This is a genomic window from Paenibacillus pini JCM 16418 (assembly GCF_000576305.1).
Lineage (GTDB): Bacteria > Bacillota > Bacilli > Paenibacillales > Paenibacillaceae > Paenibacillus_AQ > Paenibacillus_AQ pini.
Genome location: NZ_BAVZ01000019.1, coordinates 42,983 through 59,507, shown reverse-complemented (window position 1 = coordinate 59,507; position 16,525 = coordinate 42,983). Strand labels below are relative to the sequence as shown.

The 16,525-nt window shown below is 45.1% G+C and carries 16 protein-coding genes, 1 pseudogene and 1 riboswitch; of the genes and pseudogenes, 5 read left to right on the top strand and 12 right to left on the bottom strand.

Annotated elements, in window-relative coordinates; translation table 11 throughout:
* Window positions 1-214 precede the first annotated feature (214 nt).
* The 12 genes and pseudogenes from glyA to JCM16418_RS19550 form a co-directional block, all read right to left on the bottom strand.
* Complete coding sequence (glyA, locus tag JCM16418_RS19605; protein ID WP_162832484.1) at window positions 215-1,462, bottom strand: serine hydroxymethyltransferase; 1,248 nt, start codon at window positions 1,460-1,462, stop codon at window positions 215-217.
* Window positions 1,463-1,521: 59 nt separating this feature from the next.
* Window positions 1,522-2,157 carry a TIGR01440 family protein gene (locus tag JCM16418_RS19600; RefSeq protein WP_052020586.1) on the bottom strand — a complete coding sequence of 212 codons (636 nt, stop codon included), beginning with the start codon at window positions 2,155-2,157 and terminating at the stop codon, window positions 1,522-1,524.
* 12 nt (window positions 2,158-2,169) lie between these two features.
* Window positions 2,170-2,625 (bottom strand): ribose 5-phosphate isomerase B, encoded by a 456-nt coding sequence (gene rpiB / locus JCM16418_RS19595; RefSeq protein ID WP_036652390.1) that lies wholly within the window; start codon window positions 2,623-2,625, stop codon window positions 2,170-2,172.
* A 110-nt stretch (window positions 2,626-2,735) separates the two neighbouring features.
* A riboswitch (ZMP/ZTP riboswitch) is annotated at window positions 2,736-2,818 on the bottom strand.
* A gap of 74 nt (window positions 2,819-2,892) precedes the next feature.
* Window positions 2,893-3,461 (bottom strand): annotated as a pseudogene (locus JCM16418_RS26460) (low molecular weight protein arginine phosphatase).
* A 41-nt stretch (window positions 3,462-3,502) separates the two neighbouring features.
* A complete protein-coding gene (locus JCM16418_RS19585; protein ID WP_036652388.1) occupies window positions 3,503-4,063 on the bottom strand; it encodes a manganese efflux pump MntP in 561 nt (186 codons plus the stop codon).
* Between the two features lie 82 nt (window positions 4,064-4,145).
* Window positions 4,146-5,231 (bottom strand): L-threonylcarbamoyladenylate synthase, encoded by a 1,086-nt coding sequence (locus tag JCM16418_RS19580; RefSeq protein WP_242403924.1) that lies wholly within the window; start codon window positions 5,229-5,231, stop codon window positions 4,146-4,148.
* Window positions 5,232-5,468: 237 nt separating this feature from the next.
* Window positions 5,469-6,248, bottom strand: coding sequence for a stage II sporulation protein R (spoIIR, locus tag JCM16418_RS19575; RefSeq protein WP_052020584.1), 780 nt, complete (start codon window positions 6,246-6,248; stop codon window positions 5,469-5,471).
* Window positions 6,249-6,452: 204 nt separating this feature from the next.
* A complete protein-coding gene (locus JCM16418_RS19570) occupies window positions 6,453-7,619 on the bottom strand; it encodes an FtsW/RodA/SpoVE family cell cycle protein (protein ID WP_036652387.1) in 1,167 nt (388 codons plus the stop codon).
* 178 nt (window positions 7,620-7,797) lie between these two features.
* Entirely contained in the window at window positions 7,798-9,027 is a 1,230-nt protein-coding gene (locus JCM16418_RS19565) for an FtsW/RodA/SpoVE family cell cycle protein (RefSeq protein ID WP_036652385.1), read from the bottom strand.
* Between the two features lie 140 nt (window positions 9,028-9,167).
* Entirely contained in the window at window positions 9,168-10,055 is an 888-nt protein-coding gene (gene prmC / locus JCM16418_RS19560) for a peptide chain release factor N(5)-glutamine methyltransferase (RefSeq protein ID WP_172679253.1), read from the bottom strand.
* Window positions 10,056-10,071: 16 nt separating this feature from the next.
* Window positions 10,072-11,139: a peptide chain release factor 1 gene (gene prfA, locus JCM16418_RS19555; RefSeq protein ID WP_036652382.1), complete on the bottom strand. Its 1,068-nt coding sequence runs from the start codon at window positions 11,137-11,139 to the stop codon at window positions 10,072-10,074.
* 163 nt (window positions 11,140-11,302) lie between these two features.
* Window positions 11,303-12,610, bottom strand: coding sequence for an APC family permease (locus JCM16418_RS19550; RefSeq protein WP_052020590.1), 1,308 nt, complete (start codon window positions 12,608-12,610; stop codon window positions 11,303-11,305).
* Between the two features lie 190 nt (window positions 12,611-12,800).
* Here JCM16418_RS19550 and JCM16418_RS19545 point away from each other — a divergent pair, with 190 nt between their 5' ends.
* The 5 genes from JCM16418_RS19545 to JCM16418_RS19525 all read left to right on the top strand — a co-directional run bounded on the left by JCM16418_RS19545 (window position 12,801) and on the right by JCM16418_RS19525 (window position 16,507).
* Window positions 12,801-13,697, top strand: coding sequence for a LysR family transcriptional regulator (locus JCM16418_RS19545; protein ID WP_036652379.1), 897 nt, complete (start codon window positions 12,801-12,803; stop codon window positions 13,695-13,697).
* A gap of 113 nt (window positions 13,698-13,810) precedes the next feature.
* Window positions 13,811-14,353, top strand: coding sequence for an RNA polymerase sigma factor (locus JCM16418_RS19540; RefSeq protein ID WP_081765517.1), 543 nt, complete (start codon window positions 13,811-13,813; stop codon window positions 14,351-14,353).
* Window positions 14,350-14,772: an anti-sigma factor family protein gene (locus JCM16418_RS19535; protein ID WP_036652376.1), complete on the top strand. Its 423-nt coding sequence runs from the start codon at window positions 14,350-14,352 to the stop codon at window positions 14,770-14,772. Before JCM16418_RS19540 ends, JCM16418_RS19535 begins: the two co-directional genes overlap by 4 nt.
* 2 nt (window positions 14,773-14,774) lie before the next feature.
* The gene (locus tag JCM16418_RS19530) at window positions 14,775-15,299 is read left to right on the top strand and encodes a hypothetical protein (protein ID WP_036652374.1); all 525 of its coding nucleotides are present in this window, start codon (window positions 14,775-14,777) and stop codon (window positions 15,297-15,299) included.
* Window positions 15,296-16,507 (top strand): hypothetical protein, encoded by a 1,212-nt coding sequence (locus JCM16418_RS19525; RefSeq protein ID WP_036652372.1) that lies wholly within the window; start codon window positions 15,296-15,298, stop codon window positions 16,505-16,507. The genes JCM16418_RS19530 and JCM16418_RS19525 overlap by 4 nt, the downstream gene beginning before the upstream one ends.
* Window positions 16,508-16,525: the final 18 nt, after the last annotated feature.

Here is a 16,525-nt window from a genome sequence, read left to right as displayed (position 1 = left end):
ACACAAATCTTATTTATTATATCATTCCCTTTATTGAAATTACACCTACATAAGACATGTTTATTTTCGCCAATCTCCTCATTCGTATAAACCTAAGCTATTTCAGATTAAAATGAGATATTTTTCAGGGATTACATTCGGTTCAAATGATGTATACCGCACAAAAAAAGGGCTGGAGAACAAGCTCCAACCCTAGCATAGAAAAGTAAGACTATTAGTATTTCAATTCTGGATATAGCGGATATTGATCCGTAAGTGCCTTAACTCTAGTTGCAGCTTCAGACAATACAGCCTCATCTTCTGGATTTTTGAGAGTCAGAGCAATAATCTTACCGATTTCAACCATTGCTGCTTCATCCATACCACGTGAAGTAGCTGCTGGTGTACCAATACGGATACCGCTCGTTACAAATGGACTTGTTGGATCAAAAGGAATCGCGTTCTTATTTACAGTAATGCCGACTGAATCTAGTACTTTCTCAGCCACTTTACCTGTCGTATTTACGCTACGTGTATCAACAAGCATTAAGTGGTTATCTGTACCGCCAGATACAATGTTAAGTCCTTCGCTTACGAGCGTCTCTGCAAGTACTCTAGCATTCTTAATCACGTTCTCAGCATAGGTTTTAAAAGATGGTTGAAGTGCTTCGCCTAAAGCTACTGCTTTGGAAGCGATCACGTGCATCAATGGTCCACCTTGGGAACCAGGGAATACAGCTTTATCAATAGCTTGGGCCCATGCCTGTTTGCAAAGAATCATACCTCCACGTGGTCCGCGAAGTGTTTTATGTGTTGTTGTTGTTACAAAGTGTGCGTAAGGAACTGGACTTTGGTGAAGGCCTGCTGCCACGAGGCCAGCAATATGAGCCATATCAACCATAAACAATGCACCCACATCATTAGCAATGGAAGACAGAGCTTCAAAATCAATCGCACGCGGATAAGCACTAGCACCAGCAACGATCATACGAGGACGGTGTTTAAATGCTAGTTTACGAACTTCATCATAATCAATCAGGAATGTATCTTCCTGTACGCCGTAAGCTACGAAGTTATACAGGAGACCCGAAGCATTTACAGGGCTACCGTGAGTCAAGTGACCCCCATGTGCCAAGTTCATACCTAGAACGGTATCGCCTGGTTTAAGAGCTGCAAGATAAACAGCCATGTTTGCTTGTGCGCCAGAGTGAGGCTGTACGTTTACATGTTCAGCGCCGAACAATTCTTTAGCACGATCACGGGCAATGTCTTCAACAATATCGACGCGCTCGCAGCCGCCATAGTAACGTTTACCAGGATATCCTTCAGCATACTTGTTAGTCAGTACAGAACCCATTGCTTCGATAACCGCTTCACTTACAATGTTCTCAGAAGCAATCAGTTCAATATTGCTACGTTGGCGCTTCAATTCTAGATCCATCGCTTCCAGTACTGCAGGGTCTTGCTTACGTAGTTGATCCATGATTAAAATTCCTCCCTTAATATGTTCGTACATTATCGACTTGCTAACATTTAAGTTCATTAATCGCAAAGATGTGCATTGCCTTCGTTCAAACCATTTGAGTGTATCTCTCGCCCTGAATCCGTTTCTAAGCGGTAAACCGCACGTTCCCCACCAATTAACTTCGGACGGGTAAACGCCGCATTTACTCGCGCCTCTCCGATATAACGAATGCTCGGCCGAAATGGAACTGCGACGCGGCGCAAATGCATACCGATGAGCGTCTCGCCAATATCGATGCCCGCATCAGCTTCAATAGCCTCTGCAAGACATGGGCTACTGAACGAAAGGTACGCCGCGGAACCCATAGAGCCTCCCGCTTTAGGCACCGGTATTGCCGCAACTTCTGTAAGTCGCAATTGCTCCAGCAAGGTACGCTCCATGACCAGTGCGCGGTTCAAATGTTCGCAGCACTGAAAGGCGACAGCGAAACCAACCTCGCTGCGGATTTCTTCGATACCTTGTAGCAGCTCGTTAGCTACATCAAGCGCACCGGATGTCCCGATGTGCTGGCCCGCTACTTCACTTGTGCTGGTCCCGATGACCAGCACCTTGCCCGGACCTAACCGCGCAATCTCAACCACTTCACTCAGAACGATCTTCACCTGTTCTTTTAAGGACAAATCAGATGCTTTACCTTCGTACTTAAGCTTCATAAATGAACCTCCTTAATCACGCAGATATCGTTCTTCGATCGCTTTGATCTTATTGACGCGGCCAATGTGGCGTTCGCCCTCACTAAAATCCGTATTCAGCCAAGCTTTCACAATCTCCTGTGCAAGTCCTGGACCAATTACACGTTCGCCCATGGCTAGGACGTTGGAATCGTTATGTTCCCGTGTTGCTTTGGCCGAGAATACATCATGCACTAGGGCGCAGCGGATACCAGGCACTTTATTAGCGGCAATACTCATGCCAATACCCGTTCCACAGATCAGGATGCCCCGGTCTGCCGTACCTGCCGTAACCTGCTCACATACCGGAAGGGCATAATCAGGATAATCAACGGAATCTGTACAACCACATCCCACATCGATTACCTCATGACCCAACTCCTGAATGACAGCAATGATGTCTTGTTTCAAACGTACGCCACCATGATCTGTTCCAACTGCAATGTTCATCTTTCGAAAAACCTCCCTAAATTTCGCACTTTTATGACTTCTTCGATCATTATACCTATTCGAGAGCCACAAGACGAAAAAAGAGCATCCCGCAGTAAACTGCAGAATTGCTCTTTTGCCCAGGCGACCGGCCGTATATTCCAGTGCTCCATTGTGGTTTGATCCACGATTGTCGCCAGTTACACTGAAACCGATGTTTTTCATCATAATCATAAAACAATCGGTATCGAAAATCAATGCGAAAATTAGTCTTTCATCGCTAAATTCTTATAGTTTGTCTAGCAGCCTATCGAGAGCCGTGCGAATTTCCCCTGCAGTGATATCATAATCGTCCTTCGATCCTCCAAATGGATCCGAAATATCAAAGCTAGGTATTCGTTGCTGAATTTCAATAATTCGTTCGCGCTCTGCATTCTCTAGCGGTTGACCAAGCGCTCTTTTTAATTCCCAAGATGCGTATAGGCTGTCTAGTTCCTGCAAATCCTTAAGTACCTTTCGTCGTCTTCAGTGAACTCTTTCAGGGTAAAGGTCTTATCTGCAGCATGCGGAAAGTTATGAATGACATGCTGCTTATGCGAACCCGTTAATGTCAATATCAGATCTGACCATTCTACCGTTTCGGATCTCAGCGATGATGAAGTTAATGAGTCATAAATTTCATGGTCTCGTAACACGGCCTCAGCATGATGCGAAATCGAAGTCCCTTCCATAGCAGCAACACCCGCAGAGCGGACTTCAAGCGAAATACCACGTTCCGTCGCCAATTTGCGAAGCAGCGCTTCAGCCATAGGACTGCGGCACGTGTTCCCCGTACATACAAATAAAATATGCTTCACGTTTAACGCACCTCCTAGAAGTTCCTTGTGCGCATATTGTATCAAAAGATAAACAAGAGACCAAATGCAATTAAAATGGCTCCACCTAGCGCTTCTCCATAGTCTCCTAAATTGCGGCTCACTCGCCGACCAAGAAGAAGACCTAAAATCGACATACCGGCACCGCATAGACCAAAAGCTAACACGGTTAATATAAGATCACTTTGAAACATGCCAAGGGTAACACCTACAGAAAAAGAGTCTACACTCACACTAAGTGAAAATAGCAGCATGCCAAGAAAAGTTCGGTGGTCAATCATCCGATTCTCCCCTCCACGGAAAGAGTTCAGTATCATGTGCCCACCTAACAGAACTAATAGCCCGCATGCTACATAAGTCGTAACCTGTCCCAACAATGAGCTGACATATTGTCCGGTAAACATTCCTAGTAACGGCATTACAATGTGAAAAAAACCAATTAACAAGCTAATTTTCAACACATGCAGCAGCCGAATACCCTTCATTCCAATGCCAATTCCCAAGGAGAACGCATCCATCCCTAATGCTACAGCCATAATTAAAATAGTAATAAGCTGCCCATAGCCAGCAGAAGTCTCAAGCATGAATATTCCTCCATGTCCATTAGGTTCTTGTACAACCATATGCGGACAAGTGGCTAATCATGTCTTGAACAATGAATCCCTTTTAAGAGTTCAATTGAATTACCGCCATACCTGCAGCTTTCTGAAGACGATTCATAACAGCTGCGCCCAAGCCCTCTTCAGGACAGGTCTCCGATAAAATAAACGTCACGTCTTCATCATCCATTTGGCGAAGAATAGCGTACAACCTGTGAGCTGCTGTCTCTAAATGAGATAGACTTCCCATAGACTGAAGGCTGCTTACCACGGAACCACAATAGAGATTCACATGCTCGTCGAATACAAGTAGTCCCGTCTTTTCTCCCCTACTGGTCGCTTCCTTTAAGTGACTCGTAATCAAATCTGCTACCCCCGAAGGAGAATCTCCCTGTACGAGAGTTAACTTTCCTTTGGGTGCATAATGCGTATATTTCATGCCCGGTGATCGTGGAGCTTGATTCTCTCCATGTGGAGCAGCCGTAATACCCGGGTCTGTTACTATATCCACACCCGCTACATTTCTCAGTTGTTCTAGTGTAATACCTCCAGGTCGGAGCACCAGAACAGATCCATTCGGTTGTACCTGAACTACGGTAGATTCTACGCCCACCCCGGTTGCGCCGCCATCCACAATACCAGCTATATGCCCTTCCAAATCCTCTAGTACATGACTAGCGAGAGTAGGGCTCGGCCTTCCTGAACGATTCGCGCTTGGAGCTGCTACCGGGCAATTAGCTCTAGCGATTAGACGAAGTGCAATCGGATGATCAGGCATTCGTATTGCCACGGTATCCAGTCCTGCTGTCACCCGCGGCGACAGCACATCTGGTTTAACTGGCAGCACCAACGTTAAGGGTCCAGGCCAGAAGGCTTCCATGAGACGGCGTGACGTATTATCTACGGACACAACCATTTCATCCAGCTGCTTCACATCTGCGATGTGAACAATTAGCGGGTTGTCCGATGGTCTGCCTTTTGCCCGAAACACGGCTTCTACCGCTTCCGTCATCCGTGCATTTGCTCCCAATCCATACACTGTTTCCGTAGGAAAGGCTACAATATCGCCTCTTTGCAGCAATGCTGCAGCCTCCTCCAAAGCCAATTGTAATGGATCATTATCTGTATGTTCTGCTATTATTTCCGACTTCATATCCCAACAAACGGTAGTCATTTTGTCATTTCCCGTTTCGTTAACATTAAGCTTATCATCCATGATCTATCCCAGTCTTTCTGCTAAATGTATTGTTTACATGAAAAAAAGCGCCCAATCCCACCTGAGAATACAGCTCCTTCTGTATTCTCAGCGCGTTGATTCAAGCACCCGTCCATCCTCTTTGCCTATAGTTTATCATAAAATCCTGCCCCTACACGAATTCAGATTAACCTTCTAGAATAATGACTTTAACCAATCCATAATCGAAATGAGTAAATCCCACAAAAAGAATCGAACCTGCGGTTCAGCCTGTTTGGTCTCAGCCACCTTCTGAGTAGCAGCTTGGATACTCTTCCCACCATCTGCTGTCTGCTGTAATTCACTCGACTTCGCATCAGCTTTGACCTTGATAACCATATCGTTCTTGACTGTATTCTTATCCTTCGTTGTTACAGGCTGAGCCGCAGCATCCCCGCTCCCCGCATCAATGAAGCACAATGGCGGAAATAGAACACACCACCAGTTCTGTCCACTACCTTCACCAAGGGTAATCCGAAGTGCCTCATAATTTCCCGCTGGATATACCGTTCCTCCATACAATTTAGTTGGAAAAGGAACGATGCCAAGATCGATATCATAGCCATAATGAAAATCACGTTCGCTCAGTTCACGACTTACTAACATGTTCAGCTCAGACATATGTTCACGAATCGTCGCGCGCGCTTGATCGAGACTTTGTGGATCTTCTAGTTCTTTTACCCAGCTGTTCATCTCCGCCACAACTGCGTCCCGAATCTCACGTTTTACAAGTTGATCCGTTGTACTGTCTGAGTTAGCTAGAATACGTAGCCGGATGGACTCTTGTGGAATAGATCCCTCTGCTACTGCAGCATCTGTCTTCTGTGCATCCCACGACACAACCAGCATGAATAATATACACATGATAATGACTGTATCCTTAACCATTGAACGCAGTTTGTCACTGCGGAGATTCCCTATATTATAATTGCGCATGATGTAAACCCCTCTCTACCAAACATCTATGATATCTATCATTCTGTCCGGATCTGGTAGAGAATAAACCTCGTAATCTATTAAAATTAAAAACTTTATTTGATCATTCCCTATACAAGGTTTAATTCCATGTTGAACACAAAAAAGCCGTTCATTCAAACCGAATGAGCGGCTTCCAATCATGTATTTCTCAACTTTATATCCCTATTTCTTAGACTTAGCCACAACATCATCTTCAACCTCATGACCATGTACACGTACACTCATTACAATACCAACACTAATCATATTAATAAGCAGCGACGTTCCCCCGTAACTGATAAAGGGAAGGGTGATCCCCGTCAGCGGCATAATGCCGATAAAGGCCCCGATATTCTCAAAAATTTGATAGAGTAACATCGCCACAATACCCACAATTAAGAAAGGTCCTGCACGGTCGCGGCATTCCAAACAAATCAGAATCATACGATGGATTAATATAAAATACAGCAATAGCAATATGGAAGATCCGACAAAGCCAAATTCCTCTGCGATCTCTACAAATATAGAGTCGGAATACGAATACGGCACTCGTCCAGACTGCACCGAGCTCCCTTTCATATAGCCCTCACCAACCATGCCACCCGAAGCGATAGCAAGCTTAGCATTCTTTGTATGATAGACCGCCTTAGGTGTCGCTTCATCGGGTACAAGCCAAGGATCAATCCGCTCAGTCCAGTGTTGACGGTGGATATCCGTTAGAAATTTTGTAATATTATCATGAAAATGAATATAGGAGAAAATACCTCCGATAGCAACGGCACTAAGAACCACAAACCCAATTAGCGCATGCAAAAATTTAACGTTACCAATCCAGAGTAGCCCAAGTAAAATGAGCACATAACTCAATGCATTACCTAAGTCATTCAGAAGCATAACGAGGACGAAGGGCACAAAAGTCAACAGCCCGATGGGTACCACGTCACGCCAAAAGCTGAGTTTAGCTTTCTTTTTACGATTCAGCACGTAGGACAGAAATATAATTAAAATCAGCTTGAATAGCTCTGCCGGCTGAAAAGTTAACGAGGAAGTGATCTTAATCCATCCTTGCGCACCATTCACTTCGCCGCCGATGAAATTGACGATACCGAGCAACGCTATACCAAACAAGTATAAATATAAGGCATATTTAATCAGCAGCTTGTAATCAAATAGAATAACTCCAAAAAAGGCTACAAAGGATATGATGTAAAAAACAATCATTTTGTTAGATGAACCCGAGAACTTCGGCACGTCATTCGTAACACTGTATATGGCCGCAATACTAATCCCCATGAACATTAACAGAATAAATACCACGACATAATCGACTTTTTTAAATTTTTGAAGCATTCTCTATCCTATCCTCCTGTAAGGGTCTATTGCCCCCATACCTCTGATGTCCACTTTGTCTATTGTATAGGAAGAGACGCATGATATTCAATTCCTGATAAATCCATCCATAAATTGAAGGGTTACTCACCTTGAAAATAGATCCTTTAAAAACTCTGATCCGAATGCTTAAGCAAACTTAGTTATGCCTAATTTTGCTTCTGATTGATGAGCCAATTCGGCCAATAATCGTTTCATACCAAAGTTCTCTTGGTTTAAGCTGCGACAGTTCATCCTCTACTTCTTGACCATGAATACGAATACTCATCACGATTCCTACACTGATCATGTTGATTAATACAGAGGTTCCCCCATAGCTGATAAAAGGAAGCGTAATCCCCGTCAGCGGCATGAGTCCGATAAAAGCACCAATGTTTACAAAAATCTGATAAATAAACATCGTGATTACCCCTGCGATAATTAGCGGACCTGCGCGATCTCGGCAGTCAATTGCGATTAGAACCATACGATGTATCAAAATAAAATAGAGCAGCATGAGTATGGAAGAGCCTACAAACCCATATTCCTCAGCAATTTGAACAAAAATGGAATCTGCAAATGCCAGAGGGATACGTCCACCTTGAACCATCGTGCCTTTCATGTACCCTTTACCTTCAATGCCTCCAGTACCAATAGCAATCTTAGCATTTTTAGTCTGATAGCTTGCATCGCCAGTAGCCAAATCAGGTACAATCCAAGGGTCAAAGCGAGCAATCCAATGATCTTTCCCAATGCTTTTAAATAAAGCCATCGCTTGATCATGGTAGGTAATATAAGATTGGATACCTGCGAAGACCGCTGTTACCACAATTGCAAGAGCAATTAAGGCATGACTATATTTAATGTTACCAATCCATAGGAGTCCTGCCAAGATCGTTAAATAACTGAGAGCATTCCCCAAGTCGTTCTGCTTCATGACAATAAGCCACGGAATGAGCGTCATGAATACAATGGGCACAATGTCTTTCCAAAATCTCAGCTTTCGGTTCTCCTTATTGTACAACAGCCTAGCTATAAATAGGACCAGAAACAGCTTGAATAGTTCCGCAGGCTGAAGACTGATGCCAGCCACTGAAATCCAACCCTTGGCTCCATAATATTCTTTTCCTGCGAGCAGGGCAAAGAGCAGCAGTATAATACCAAACGCATAAATAATCCAAGCGTATTTAATCAGCAATTTATAATTAATCAAAGAAAACATAAGAAACGCAGCAAATCCTATAATGTAATTATAAATGGTCTTCCTAGAAAAACCTGCCATATCCACTTTATCAAAAGTCACACTATGTATAGATAAGACGCTAATCACCATCAGCGCAAGTAAAATCAATACGATAGTCCAGTCTATACATTTCAATTTGTTTCGCATGGTGCCCGCCCTTCCATATTCCACAATTATTTCCATTGTAGATGAAATGGGCATAAAAGGAAACGAAAGGCTGCAGATAACTGCGCCTTTCGTTTGGTAATGTAGGCGGAAGCAACACATGCCACTCTTCTTCGTAGTCCCTAAAGGATATGATTACACACGCCTAACACGTGGCGATCAATACCTGCAAGGTCTGGGATGATGATAATCTCATCCCAGTGTCCTGCCTGACGAAGCAATTCTGCTACGTCACCCGCTTGTCCCATCCCCAGCTCAAATCCAATGAGCCGGGGCGGTGCAGGCAGCAGCGATAGCTGCTGCATCATGATGCGGTACGGGGCAAGCCCGTCCGTACCGCCATCCAGGGCCGTGTGCGGCTCATGATCGCGCACCTCAGGCTGCAGCCCGTCAATGTCAGCTGCAGGAATGTAAGGCGGATTCGACACGATGATGTCGAGTGGAGTGCCCGCGAACGGCTCCAGCAGGTTGCCTTCGCGAAAGGCAACCTGCGCGTCACTGCCTTCAGCGTTACGCGCAGCAACCTGAAGCGCCGCCGCGGAGATGTCGCTGGCGAAGACCTGCCACTGCGGCGACTGCAGCGCCAGTGTTACGGCAATAGCGCCGCTCCCCGTGCCGATGTCGGCGCAAGTGAGCGGCATGTCGCCGTCAGGCCATAGGCGTGCGGCCTGCTCAATGATACCCTCGACAAGCAGCTCTGTCTCCGGCCGAGGAATGAGTACATCTGGGGTCACCGCAAAGAGGATACCATAAAACTCTTGCTCCCCCGTGATATACTGCACGGGTTCTCCCGCAGCTCGGCGGTTGATGATCTCCTCCCAAGCATGTCTGCGCTCAGCCGGAAAAGGTTCAGGCAGCGCCATATAATAGGCAGCACCAGAAATGTGCAGCACATGCTCAAGCAGCAGTTGTGCACTGCGTTTCGGTTCAGTGACCTCTCTCGCTGTTAAAAAAGAAGAAGCCTCCGCGAAGGCTTCCCTTATGCTATGCTTTGGTGTCATCACAAACATTTTGTGCTTCAAAGCATTATTCCCCTTTATCCATCAATTCAGCTTGCTCCGCAATGTTCAGAGCCGAAATGATTTCCTCGATCTCACCATTCATCACTTGATCCAGCTTATGCAGGGTCAAACCAATGCGGTGATCCGTCACGCGGCTCTGTGGAAAGTTGTACGTACGAATCCGTTCACTACGGTCACCCGTACCGACTTTACTCTTGCGCTCGCCTGCTTGTTTCGCATCTTCTTCCTGACGCATCATATCCGAGATCCGAGCACGCAGTACTTGAAGAGCCTTATCTTTATTCGAGTTCTGAGATTTACCATCCTGACAAGTTGCCACAATCCCCGTAGGTACATGCGTTACCCGTACAGCTGATTTCGTCGTATTAACGGACTGACCGCCCGCACCACTGGAACAGAATGTATCTACCCGGATATCTTTGTCATGAATCTCAATTTCCAGAGCTTCCACTTCTGGCAAAACAGCTACCGTAGACGTGGAGGTATGAATCCGTCCTCCCGATTCGGTTGTTGGAATACGCTGCACACGGTGTGCACCGCTTTCGTATTTCATTTTGCTATAAGCACCACGACCGTTAATCATGAAGATAACCTCTTTAAAACCACCAAGGTCGTTCGTATTAACGTCCATCAGCTCAACGCGCCAGCCTTGATTATCAGCATAGCGGGTGTACATACGGTATAAATCTGATGCGAACAACGCAGCTTCATCTCCACCTGCCGCGCCGCGAATTTCCACGATTACGTTCTTCTCATCGTTCGGGTCCTTCGGCATCAAAAGTACATGGATACGGTCATCAAGTTCAGCTTGACGCGTTGTCAGCTCATCGATTTCCATTTTGACCATGTCGCGCATTTCATCATCTAGCTTCTCTGCTTGCATTGCTTTCGCAGCTTCAAGCTCTTCCACTACCGTTTTATATTCAGTAAAAGCCTCATAAGCAGGCTGCAAGTCAGATTGTTCTTTGGAATAATCCCGAAGTCGCTTGTTATCACTTGTAACGTCTGGATCACAGAGCAGCTCGCTTAGTTTCTCATAACGGCCTGCTAAGGATTGTAATCGGTCCAACAAAGGGGTTCACCTCTCCCGTTTCAAATTACATTAAATAGGTATACTCACTTAATATCGGCCGCAACCCTTATTCCGCAGAATAGAGGACAGACGACTTTTTATTATATCATACATTATAAATATTTACTATACATAGAAACGGTGAAGATTCAAATAATTAATTCTAAATGTGATTGCGTCTACGCCACAGCGAAACGATGACATACACCCCTATGATCATAAGCGGATAAATAATAGCCCATCCTACAAAAGGAAAGATCGCTGCCGTCAATATAAAAGAAAGCCAACTGAATCGCCGTCCCCATGGATGCTCTCTCAATAGCTTAATTCCCGCCGCACAGCCTCCTAAATAAGTCAAAATAAACGTCGCGTTGGGAAAGGTAATCAGGTTCGTAAGCGATACTGCACCACTTGCGTAGAACACCAGCACCAGCGTAAAGCAACCCGCCAGGAAAGCCAATCCTCCTGTAGGTGTTCCAAACTTATCCGAAACTTTTCCCATCCACCTAGGCGCTTCCCCTTGTCTAGCCAGTGCGTATGCCAGTCTAGAAGAGGCACCTGCATAGGCAATCACGGTTGCCGTACAAATAAACATGGCTGTTATGCCTGCTACTAGTGCACCTATGGGACCAAGCAGCTTCTCGATTACAATGACTAATGAGGCATCTGAACTTCCTAAACCATAGCTACGTGTACCTACGGTTGCTAGTGCAGTCAGAAAATAAAGGATACCTACAATAATAGCCGCAATCGTAACACCCTTAACGGCTGCACGCTGGGGTTCAACAAATTCTTCAGATAAATGTGATACCGCCTCCCAACCAATAAAACACCAGAATAGGATCGCCGCGCTCTGTCCCACACTGACCCATCCATGCGGCATAAACGGAGTGAAGTTGATGGACTCCACATTAGGAACCGCACCAACAATGGCAAACACAAGTACGAGTAGAATAGCTGCCACAACCACGATCTGCACGCCACCGGCCAGCTTCATCCCTACAACGTTAACCCCAAGTGCAACGACAAGCATGGAAACGGCAATCCATATACGGGCCTGCTCTCCAAGTCCAAGCACCGCTGTCATATACCCTGCTCCAGTCAACGCAGCAACAGGAGCGCCAATGGGCACTGACATGAGGAAGAACCAGCCTACTAATGTCCCCGCTTTGCTTCCGTATGCCCTTGTGACAAAGGAGGATACACCACCTGCATTCGGAAAACGCGCCGAAAGTAGTCCCATAACAAGCGCCATAGGGAGTACCAATAAAGTCATAAGTCCCCAAGCGAGAAGCGATGCCGGGCCGGATATATTTGCTACAACACCAGGAACGATTAAAACACCTGAACCTAGCACCGCTCCAATATATAATGCAACCGCCTGTGGTAGTTTTATCGTTCGTGATAGTTTTGTACCCTGATGTTCTGCTTGTGCGGAGCTCTGTTGAACGGATTCTGAATTATGATCCATTAACGACATCTTATCATCTCATTCTTTGTATATTTCCAAGAAAATATCAGTTTCTTGCAATGATCTTATCAGAATGTATTATTATCAGTAAAATAGATTATATCGATAAATACCATCGGTAATTCCGATGGGTTGGGATAGGTAAGGTCGAATCCCACTACTTAACTTGTTTCTAAGGAGTGCTTTATACATGGATCTAAAACATTTACATACTTTTAAAGTTGTAGCCGACACTCGGGGTTTCACTAAAGCAGCCGAGCAACTCTCCTACGCCCAGTCAAGTGTTACTACACAAATTCAAGCTCTCGAAGAGGAACTCCATACACGCTTATTCGATAGGCTCGGCAAACAAACGGTACTGACCGAAGCGGGACAGAAGCTTTTACCCTATGCCATTAAATTACTTGAACTTCATGATACAGCTGTAACCGATCTAACATCCTCTCTCACCATTCCCTCAGGAACCTTAACGATTGGTGCTCCTGAATCGCTAGCCGCCTTCCGCTTACCGGCCATCATTCATGCATTTACCCAGCGCTACCCGCAGGTCAAGCTGATTCTACGCCCCGGGGCATGCCGCATGTTTCGTAACCTCATTAGTATGGGCGATCTGGATCTTGCTTTTGTTTTGGAGCCTGAGCTAGACGAGACCCAGCTACACTGTGAAACGCTGGCCCTGGAGCAGATGGCTCTCATTGCCCCACCTTCACATCCCCTTGCCGCACTTGAACGCGTAGATACTCTTGACTTGAAAGATGTATCTCTATTACACACTGAACCCGGATGTAGCTATAGAGCATTGCTAGAGCATCATCTTGCCTCACAGCGCATTTACAAGAGCAGCGACCTGGAGTTTTGGAGTATTGAAACGATTAAGAATTGCGTCATCGCCGGTCTTGGCATTTCACTCCTACCCTTAGTCTCCGTCAGATCTGAAATTGAATCAGGGAAACTTATTCGCCTTCCTTGGGATGACTCTCCTTGCCGCGTAGCTACACAGATGGTGTACCATCCAGATAAATGGATGTCACCTGCGCTGCAAGCTTTTATAAATCTGACTCGGTCTGAGGCCGCTAGCTGGAGATAAAACAGCCTGCCAGAAGACGCGAAAAAGTATTTTTCAAAATATTATATTCGGACTTGCAGGGATATGGCAGGGTGTAGCGTCTAACTTAAAAGAAGCAGGAGGAGGGGAGAAGACTGGAAGAGTTACAGTGGATCAGGGCGGTGAAGTCCGGCCACCAAGAAGCCTATAAATTTCTGGTACTGCGGTATCAGAACATGGTTTATCATGTATGCCTAAAAATTACGTCAGATGAAGTCTCGGCCAAAGACCTGTCACAGGAAATATTCACTAAAGCTTACTCAGCTCTGCCAGCCTTCCGCGAAGACTCTTCTTTCTCCACCTGGCTCTATCAAATTGCTGTCCGCAAATGTCTAGACTATAAACGTGCCAATCAACGAGAGCAATCCCGCCGGAGTACAAGCGAGGTATCTGAGGATGACTGGGTGACTGCAGAAACCCCGGAACATATTGTATTGTCTCAAGAAACAAACAGCCGCATCCATCAGATGGTGAACGAACTGGCCGAGCCTTATAGATCGGCGATAAAACTCTATTATTTTGATCAATGTTCCTATCAGGAAATTGCGAGTCGGCAAGGAATATCCACCAAAACAGTTGAGTCACAACTATATCGCGCAAAGCTAATGATGCGTAAAAAAGGAGAGGATTTTCGATGAATTGCGATATTATTCAGTATCAAATGGCTGCTTATGTTGCCCATGAACTGTCGCCCGAAACCTCCCTCATCATGGATAGACATATTCAGTCCTGTCCGTCATGTCAGGAGTGGCTTCATGAAGTTATGGCCATGTCCCGTATGTGGCAAGATAGCAGCAGCCTTTCTGAAGATGCTCCAGATTTGGTTACATCTGTTATGCAGGAAATCAGGCAGATGCCTGTTTCTAAAATACGTTCAAGAGATAAATCCACCAACGCTAGTCCCCAGCGATCTATGTTTGTTCATTACACCATTGCGGCCTGTCTTACATTCCTATTGTTTCAATTTGGAGTATTTGAACATCTAGGAAGTGGTCTGACCGAAGTAACACATCATTTATCGAACTCAGTACAACACATTTTGATTAAAGGAGAATAAGCATGATGAATAAAAAGAGAAAATGGCTGACCTTTATATTATCGATGATTCCGGGTCTGGGCCATTTGTATCTTGGATTTAACCGCCAAGGTCTACAAATCATGATTGGAGCGTGCACCTGCATTGTACTGATCGAGTCTATGCCTATGATTTTTCCATTTGCACTATCCATTCTTTGGTTCTATCAGCTGTTTGATGCGTTACAAAGGGTGAATTGGATTCGAGCTGCTGCTGCTGAACATGAGCGGATGATGATGGGACAAGAGAGTTTTGGCTACCCTTGGACCGAACGGGACTGGATAGCTATGAACGGATATTCACGCGATAGCGGATTAAATCCATTTTGGTTAGGTGGAGGATGCCTCATCGTAGGTATGATGGTGCTCTTCGTGAACATATTCCCAGGTGTATGGACATGGATGATGCAAAAGGACATTGGCAGCGTACTGCTTGCATTTGGACTCATTGGTTATGGCCTATGGTTACTCAAAAAGAAACCGGGCACCAAGGAAGGTAGTCAAATATGAACACTCCTCTAAAGTCACATACACCAACCCGCAGAATCGGAAGATGGACGATTTCGCTCGGATTGATCTCTGTAGGTGTTATTATCGCACTACAGATGAGTCATATCCTAACTTTTGAAGTATTGAAATATGTATGGCCAGGACTATTAATCATGCTAGGCATCGAACTCATTACAGCTAATGTTCTGCATTCAGGAGAACGAATCCGGATGGGTGGCCTATCCATAGTCATTCTGATTCTGCTCCTGCTAGCAAGTTCAGCCCAAACGCTTTTTCCCGGATGGAGTAGCATATTCTCTCCGGGGTACCTAAGTCATGCTCAAGGAAATATCCCCATTAATCATAGTGTTAAGGTGGTCCGTATTCATTTACCAGAAGGAAAAGTTCATGTAACGGGAATCTCTGAGTCAACCTTGTCCTATGAAGGAGATCTAAGCATCAATGCCTCTTCTCAGACAGCAGCCGATGAAAAGTTCAAGACCCAATGGAAAACTCAGCAAACCGGGGATGTTCTGAATCTGCAATTAGAAGGAAATGGCCCGCAAATACACATTGGTATAGCTCTATCACTTAAAGAACCATACTTAAATGTAAAGGTTCCTAGTCATTTAAAGGTTGAAGTAGATACTAGCGATGGCTCAATCAATGCGGAGCAACTGGATTCAGACTTTACAGCTCGAACGTCCAACGCTTCTGTAAAGCTTACTGATATTACGGGTAGCATCTATGCTAAATCAAGTAACGGCTCATTCACCATTCATAACATAGCTGGGGAAACCGAGTTCATTACTTCGAATTCTTCAGTACATCTTACAGATATTACAGGCAATGTATCTGCCAAGTCGACCAATGGCTCCATTGTCGTTAATAACATCACTGGCGCGGCTAAGCTTACGACTACCAATGCTTCCATGACCTTGAATCAGATTACTAATGGAGTTATTGCCCATACCACAAACGGCTCCATCAAAGGGGAGTCATCCATTGGTGGTGATTGGGACTGCAAGACGACCAACTCAAGCATTCATTTGAAAATTCCTAAGGATACCAATGCTAAACTGACTGCGAACACGAGCAATGCATCTATTAAGGGCGATATATCATGGGTAAAAACAGATGATAACGATGATTCTACAGCCATCCTCGGAAACGAAAACTATAAAATCAATTTGGACACTACGAATGATAATATTGAGGTTGTACACTAAAAAAACTGCCGGGAATAT

Excerpts from the sequence above, each read along its gene's own strand:
- spoIIR (WP_052020584.1), bottom strand. The coding sequence starts at position 6,248 with ATGCGCAATTATAATATAGGGAATCTCCGCAGTGACAAACTGCGTTCA.
- rpiB (WP_036652390.1), bottom strand. The coding sequence starts at position 2,625 with ATGAACATTGCAGTTGGAACAGATCATGGTGGCGTACGTTTGAAACAA.
- JCM16418_RS19530 (WP_036652374.1), top strand. The coding sequence starts at position 14,775 with ATGATGAATAAAAAGAGAAAATGGCTGACCTTTATATTATCGATGATT.
- JCM16418_RS19565 (WP_036652385.1), bottom strand. The coding sequence starts at position 9,027 with ATGCGAAACAAATTGAAATGTATAGACTGGACTATCGTATTGATTTTA.
- JCM16418_RS19585 (WP_036652388.1), bottom strand. The coding sequence starts at position 4,063 with ATGCTTGAGACTTCTGCTGGCTATGGGCAGCTTATTACTATTTTAATT.
- JCM16418_RS19550 (WP_052020590.1), bottom strand. The coding sequence starts at position 12,610 with ATGGATCATAATTCAGAATCCGTTCAACAGAGCTCCGCACAAGCAGAA.
- prmC (WP_172679253.1), bottom strand. The coding sequence starts at position 10,055 with ATGTTTGTGATGACACCAAAGCATAGCATAAGGGAAGCCTTCGCGGAG.
- JCM16418_RS19580 (WP_242403924.1), bottom strand. The coding sequence starts at position 5,231 with ATGAAGTCGGAAATAATAGCAGAACATACAGATAATGATCCATTACAA.
- JCM16418_RS19535 (WP_036652376.1), top strand. The coding sequence starts at position 14,350 with ATGAATTGCGATATTATTCAGTATCAAATGGCTGCTTATGTTGCCCAT.
- JCM16418_RS19600 (WP_052020586.1), bottom strand. The coding sequence starts at position 2,157 with ATGAAGCTTAAGTACGAAGGTAAAGCATCTGATTTGTCCTTAAAAGAA.
- glyA (WP_162832484.1), bottom strand. The coding sequence starts at position 1,462 with ATGGATCAACTACGTAAGCAAGACCCTGCAGTACTGGAAGCGATGGAT.
- JCM16418_RS19525 (WP_036652372.1), top strand. The coding sequence starts at position 15,296 with ATGAACACTCCTCTAAAGTCACATACACCAACCCGCAGAATCGGAAGA.
- JCM16418_RS19545 (WP_036652379.1), top strand. The coding sequence starts at position 12,801 with ATGGATCTAAAACATTTACATACTTTTAAAGTTGTAGCCGACACTCGG.
- JCM16418_RS19570 (WP_036652387.1), bottom strand. The coding sequence starts at position 7,619 with ATGCTTCAAAAATTTAAAAAAGTCGATTATGTCGTGGTATTTATTCTG.